The following is a 5998-nucleotide window of genomic DNA, read 5'->3' on the forward strand; positions in this document are numbered from 1 at the left end:
GCCATCCCCACCTCATCGCGATAACACATAAATAATCAATGACAAGAGTTGAATTTCATTGCCATGTATTTTACACATAATTATGGACTTGACTGCACCTGCTCAATCAGCTTTAATACGTTTTTGTAATTGACTATGACCATCCGTTAAACCAACCAATTCAAAATGATGATCCTTATAAAAATCATTTAGTTTCGTATTGTCTGCAACACAATCTAGTCTTAGATGCGTTTTATCAGTGACATTGTTTTCAATCCATGCCAAGATATCTTTCCCAAGCCCGTTATTCATGTAAGATGAAATAATCGCAAGCCTATGTAAGTAAAGGGAATTTGAGTCAGGATCATCACCCCAAATATGCATATCCCATTCACTCTGTTCAGATAAGAGTGTGAAGGTCGCTACTATTTGTTCATCCCGCTCCATTACATAAGTTTCGTTGTTGGCTATAGCTTGCTTGATTTCTTCATCATCACCGCCTGCTAACAAAAAGCCCCATTGATCGATTTCATTATTTTGTAACCAAAGAGCAACCACCTTCAATAATTTAATAACTTCATCACAATCCTGATTTGTCGCCTTCCTGACATCAAAACCTTCAATTTGATCTAAATACATTTCGATCTCCTTATAGCTTTTAAATTTTAACTTAAGATGATTTTGCTACTTTTATTCTATAAGACATACATTCTGAAAGTGACGCTTTTGGAATAAAAGTCATCTCATCCCAATCCATGGCACCACCAGGAAACACATCAACGACTTCTAACCCCGCCAACTCACACATCGATTTTATTTCATCAACATGATAACAAGCTAGGACTTGAGTAAAACATTCTTCCGAAATCTCCTTATACCACCATGTGTCAGTCATGTGGTTAGTTTCATCAATATAACCATATTTCCTGCAAACTTCCCTATCGGAATCTATATACATTTGTTCGCCAGCAGCTTTCCTCCAATACGGAGGGTTGTATATATCAATCAAACCAACACCATCTTCAGTCAACCACTCTCGAATCCGCTTCAATAGATAGAGCTGGTCAGCGTCTTCACCAACTCCAAACCCGTCGATATACAGCACAGTATCGAAAGTTTGGGGAAATTCAATATCATAAAAACTTCCACATAATGACGTCACATTCGGATGACTATTTTGTTTCGCAAACTCAACTAATTCAGGCACCAACTCCACCGTCGTAACAACTTTATTAAGTCCAGCAAGTCCCCGAGCAAGATTGCCATTGCCTGACCCAATTTCTAACACAGTCGAAAAATCTTTTTCTATTTGATCTACAATCTCTTTCGCCGCTTGTTCATCGTACTCGCTATACGCCTGTAGATGCTTCATCATATGGAATTGATTTTTGTAAAACGGTTTAACCCAATTGTCTTGTTTCATGATTTAACCTCCTGTTATATCCATAGTTTTATAACAGGATGGATTTAAGATTTAGAATACCCACGACTACGCACTCCTTTAATTTCAACAATTATTCTTGAGGCGACAAAGAATAAGTAACCTCCTGTAACCGTCAAGTAGAATTAAACAATTTTCCACAAATAAGATTAAACAGTCTAGCTAACTGACACGTGCTCATTTAATCCTGGAAAATAGATTGTCGGTACTTCATGCGAATGCTATCAGACTTCTCTCATTGCATAGGTCCTTTTTTAAACTTATCTACTATCTCCTTTTCTTCTTGAGACCATTTTCTCTCATTTCCTTTTATGATAGCTTTTCTGAACTTTTTTAATTCATCAAAGTCTTCTTTTGATTCAGGCCGAAAAATGAAAGTTTTGTTGAATTTTTTTATTATTCTCATGTTACTTCCTCGCTTTCTATAATATGATTTCTTTTCCATCTTCCTGTTAAGTAAAGTGCATATGAATTAATTAACGTTAAAATCTGGACAATAGCTAAAGCAAAAAACACACCAATCACTAAATCATCATACATGTTTGGAAGGAAAAGGAGGGAGAGAATCACTATTGCATACATGTTTGAAATAATTAAATACATACTTGCTTTAGCATCTCCAGATCCTGAATAAAGAAAAATGTATATCATACTAATGTTTCCTAGAATCCAGGGTATTGAATAAATTTCTATAAACCTAACAAAATAGTATGCGGTTTCTGTTTGAGCCATAAATTCACTGATGTTATCTCTAAGTATATACAAGATGCCCACTACAGCAATTGAGTAAACAACTACAACTTTGACCATATTCCTAACTATTTTCTTAATTTCCGTTAACTCACCTTCCCCTTTCAATCTGGATACTAACGGTAACAAACTAAAACTGAAATTCTGTACAAATACTCCACCTAGCATGAAAATATAACTTGCAACTGCAAAAACATTAAAAGCTTCTTCAGGGTAGTAAGATAGTATTATCATGTAGAGAAAGGTCGAAATACTGAATGTTAAACTATTAAATACTTGTGAGAAAATAAATGAAAAATTTCGTTTCATTAGTTTAAAAGACATATTTGGAATCAAATAATTTTTATTAATATTCAAATCTAAATAATCTTTGAAGAACAATAACCATGATAGATAGAGGAGAGAAAATAAATTTGAAATTAACGTGCCGAACCCTGCTGCTATAATTAACGAATAATTGGCCTTTTCAAAAAAATACATTAAAAGTGGAGTAACAATGATATTGGTAACTATTAATATCGCTAGGGCATAATAAACTACTTTAATTTTTTCGAAATATCTAGGTAGTATAAGAAGAAAATTATTCATGATAATAAAAAAAAAGCCAAATAATAACGGTCTTAAATAATTTTGTGCATAGTTTATCGTCGTATCAGTTGCTCCAAACATATCTCCTAAAAATCCTAAAAGTAGCAAACCAATTGCCCCTGAAATTAAACCAAAAATAATTATAACCCCAACAGTTGTTCTTAAAGCATCATTTGCTCCATTTTTATTTCCAGAGCTAAAATTCTGACTTATGTATATGAGCATTGCTGAAGCAAATCCAACGACTATAGCTTCGATTAGCATAGTATAAGAGAAGGAAACTCTTATTGCTGCTAAAGCAGTCGAGTCTTTAATAAAATATCTAACCCATAACATATCAATCAAAGTAGTTAACATCTCTGCAATTCCAATAAATGTTATTGGTAAAGAGAACGTCAGAAGTTTCTTCCAAGATGTATCCATATAAAATCCCCTTCTAAGTAAACTTCCATAATAATTTCCATTTTTAAACTTGAGTAACACACATAAAAGATCACATAAAGAAACTCCGAATAGTGTTCCGACAAAACAAATCATAGGAATTTAATTTAATCAAGCATTCGCCTAATCAATTGTCGTCAGGAATAACCAGATAACGAGAAAATTACGTAGTCCCCCTAGCATATGCAAATTATAATTTTTAAAGTAAGAGGGGAGCCGTGGCTCATTTTACAAACGGAAAGCAATTTAGTAATTTGAAACGATAACGCCATAGACTGGTGTAACCGTCAGAGATTCTTTTCCTATTTGACTCACAATCTCTTTTTCTACTTGCTCATCGTGCTCGCTATACGCCTGTAAATGCTTCATCATATGAATTGATTTTTGTAAAATGCATTTGCACCACTTGGTCTTGTTCATATTCATCAAATGTTAAAGATGCGTCCGCATACACATTTCCATCTTCATCTTCTTCACTTCCGTAAATAAGACCACCACACTCATCACCTTTTCCGTTATAAAACATGATGCCGGAAATCGGATCATTTTGCCTATGACCTGGCAGAACATCTTCACCATTCATCAACAAAGGCGGAATCTTATCTTGATTAAATAACGTCATTTTTATGTCATTGTTTTCATTCACAATGTTGAGTTTCTCAACGTTTATCTCTTCAAATCGATTTTGATCACCCATCTTTAAATCACCCTAACTCATATTATAATCGTCATATTACCATAAATGACATAATTTTTCTATTTTTCAAATATTAATCCTTAAAAATAAGAGGTGCTAGGATTTTTCTTTTCCTAGCACCTCTCAGGCGGTATCGTTAGTCATTATTATAGTTTATTCTGGGTTTAACATTGAGTTACAGGAGTTTTCCATCGCCGTGCAAAACTTTATCAAAAAGTCCTTCACTGTTTCCTTGAGTTTTCATAACTTTGACTACATAACTTAATTAGGTAATTTATATTAAACATTGAACCACGTTTATATCAAGTCTCACTAATTAGAAGAACTAGCCTCTTCGAGTGGAATTATTAAAAAATGTTTGAGTATAACTACATCTAATGTTTCAAACTTATTTTTGAAAATTTTTATAAATATTAATCAAACCCTCCGCTGCTTTTAAAGTTTGTTAATCACCAACAATCTGGTTGATCCGATTATATATCATATTAAGTATGAACACACCTATTCATAACTGAAATAGTTTAGATAAAGTGTTGATTTCTCTATTAATGGGTTTCAAGTAACCTTCCATTTTAAAACTGATGTGAACTTTAAACAATAATAGAATTTTATTGATCGATATAGGTATGCATTTTGATGATGTACCAAAAAATACTATCTAATCCACGTTAAGAACATAACAGGATTAAGACATAATGTGGTTTACATAAAATACCTCCTAAGTTTATATAAACTTAGGAGGTTAGGTGATAACATATTTATTTATAATCCTTATAGCGGTTTTGCTTATTTAAGTTTAAATTCACGAATCAATCCATTTAGATCCTCTGCTAACCGAGATAATTCATCCGAACTGGATGCGACTTCTTGCATCGAACTTGATGATTGTTCTGCTGATGCTGATGCCTGTTCAACGCCTGCTGCTGATTCTTCAGCAACTGAGGCGATTTCTTGGACATTAGATGTCATCTCTTGTGTGTTAGAAGCCATTTCGGATAGATTATCTTTGACTGTTTGAATTTGATCCGACATCTCGGTAACAGCACTGGCAATTTGCTCGAATGTTTCACCTGTCGTTTGAATCTGGTTAGAGCCTTTCTCCACTTCACCATAACCAGATTGTAGTGAACTAACGACATTAGTTGATTCGTTTTGAATTGAGCTCACAATGCCTGTAATTTCATCGACTGAATTTGATACCTGCTCTGCTAATTTTCGGACTTCATCTGCTACAACCGCAAAGCCCTGTCCATGCTCACCAGCACGAGCTGCTTCAATAGCTGCATTCAACGCAAGTAAATTTGTTTGTTCAGCAATATCCTGAATAACAGAAACGAGTTTTGAAATCTGTTGCGATTGTTGATCTAAACTATTCACTTTCTCAACAGCATCTTTAACAATATGATCAACCGCCGACATTTGTTCAACAGACGATTGCATCATGTTACGCCCTTCATCCGTTAACGATAGAACATCTTGAGATGACGCATGAATCGTTTCACCCTTATGATTGGATTCCTGAACTTTTTCATCAAATGATGTCATATTTTCTGATAATTGACTGGCACTATTAGCTTGTGTTTCAGCTCCTGATGACATTTCCTCCATTGTGGAAGCAATCTGTTCGGAACCTTCACGTACTTCATTTGCTGATTGTGTTAACTCTTCACTTTGACTACTTACGGTTTCTGAGATGTTAGAAATCTTATCGACCATAGTTCGTAAGTTTTCGACCATTGTATTCGTTGCCGTTGCCATACGCCCAATTTCATCATTACCGTCATAGGTGATTGGTTCAACAGCTAAATTATTGTCAGCAACTTGATTACTAACGGCTACAACCTCATCAAGATTTCGTGATACGATCCGACTAATCATAACCATCAACACAATACCAATAACAAGTGCAGCAGCCATAGATATTAACAACGTCATCATCGTTGTCCCCTGACTATTTTGCGCAGTTGTTACAGCCGTTTCCCGTTCTTCACTCACAGTTGTTTCTAGTTCATCTAATAAAGTTACCGTTTCACTTCGCAATTCATCTGCTTCAGATACAATCATTTCCATTTGTGAGTTACTATTTGTATTTACAAGATCTT

The 5998-nt window shown here is 34.5% G+C and carries 6 protein-coding genes; all 6 read right to left on the reverse strand.

Annotated features, from left to right (window positions below; genetic code table 11):
- Nucleotides 1-102: 102 nt before the first annotated feature.
- Nucleotides 103-618 (reverse strand): GNAT family N-acetyltransferase, encoded by a 516-nt coding sequence (locus tag J2S77_RS14345; RefSeq protein ID WP_306978499.1) that lies wholly within the window; start codon nucleotides 616-618, stop codon nucleotides 103-105.
- 31 nt (nucleotides 619-649) lie between these two features.
- Nucleotides 650-1402 (reverse strand): class I SAM-dependent methyltransferase, encoded by a 753-nt coding sequence (locus tag J2S77_RS14350; protein ID WP_306978501.1) that lies wholly within the window; start codon nucleotides 1400-1402, stop codon nucleotides 650-652.
- Between the two features lie 253 nt (nucleotides 1403-1655).
- Entirely contained in the window at nucleotides 1656-1826 is a 171-nt protein-coding gene (locus tag J2S77_RS14355; protein ID WP_306978503.1) for a hypothetical protein, read from the reverse strand.
- The gene (locus J2S77_RS14360) at nucleotides 1823-3181 is read right to left on the reverse strand and encodes an MATE family efflux transporter (RefSeq protein ID WP_306978505.1); all 1359 of its coding nucleotides are present in this window, start codon (nucleotides 3179-3181) and stop codon (nucleotides 1823-1825) included. Before J2S77_RS14360 ends, J2S77_RS14355 begins: the two co-directional genes overlap by 4 nt.
- A gap of 364 nt (nucleotides 3182-3545) precedes the next feature.
- Nucleotides 3546-3896, reverse strand: coding sequence for a hypothetical protein (locus J2S77_RS14365; protein WP_306978507.1), 351 nt, complete (start codon nucleotides 3894-3896; stop codon nucleotides 3546-3548).
- A 786-nt stretch (nucleotides 3897-4682) separates the two neighbouring features.
- Nucleotides 4683-5998 (reverse strand): methyl-accepting chemotaxis protein (locus tag J2S77_RS14370; protein ID WP_306978509.1); only part of this gene is annotated, 1316 nt, incomplete at its 5' end.

The sequence above is a fragment of the Alkalibacillus salilacus genome, assembly GCF_030812915.1.
Taxonomy (GTDB): domain Bacteria; phylum Bacillota; class Bacilli; order Bacillales; family Alkalibacillaceae; genus Alkalibacillus; species Alkalibacillus salilacus.

Bases quoted from the DNA above. Each gene is read 5' to 3' on its own strand.
- J2S77_RS14345 (WP_306978499.1), bottom strand. From the start codon at position 618: ATGTATTTAGATCAAATTGAAGGTTTTGATGTCAGGAAGGCGACAAAT.
- J2S77_RS14365 (WP_306978507.1), bottom strand. From the start codon at position 3,896: ATGGGTGATCAAAATCGATTTGAAGAGATAAACGTTGAGAAACTCAAC.
- J2S77_RS14355 (WP_306978503.1), bottom strand. From the start codon at position 1,826: ATGAGAATAATAAAAAAATTCAACAAAACTTTCATTTTTCGGCCTGAA.
- J2S77_RS14350 (WP_306978501.1), bottom strand. From the start codon at position 1,402: ATGAAACAAGACAATTGGGTTAAACCGTTTTACAAAAATCAATTCCAT.
- J2S77_RS14360 (WP_306978505.1), bottom strand. From the start codon at position 3,181: ATGGATACATCTTGGAAGAAACTTCTGACGTTCTCTTTACCAATAACA.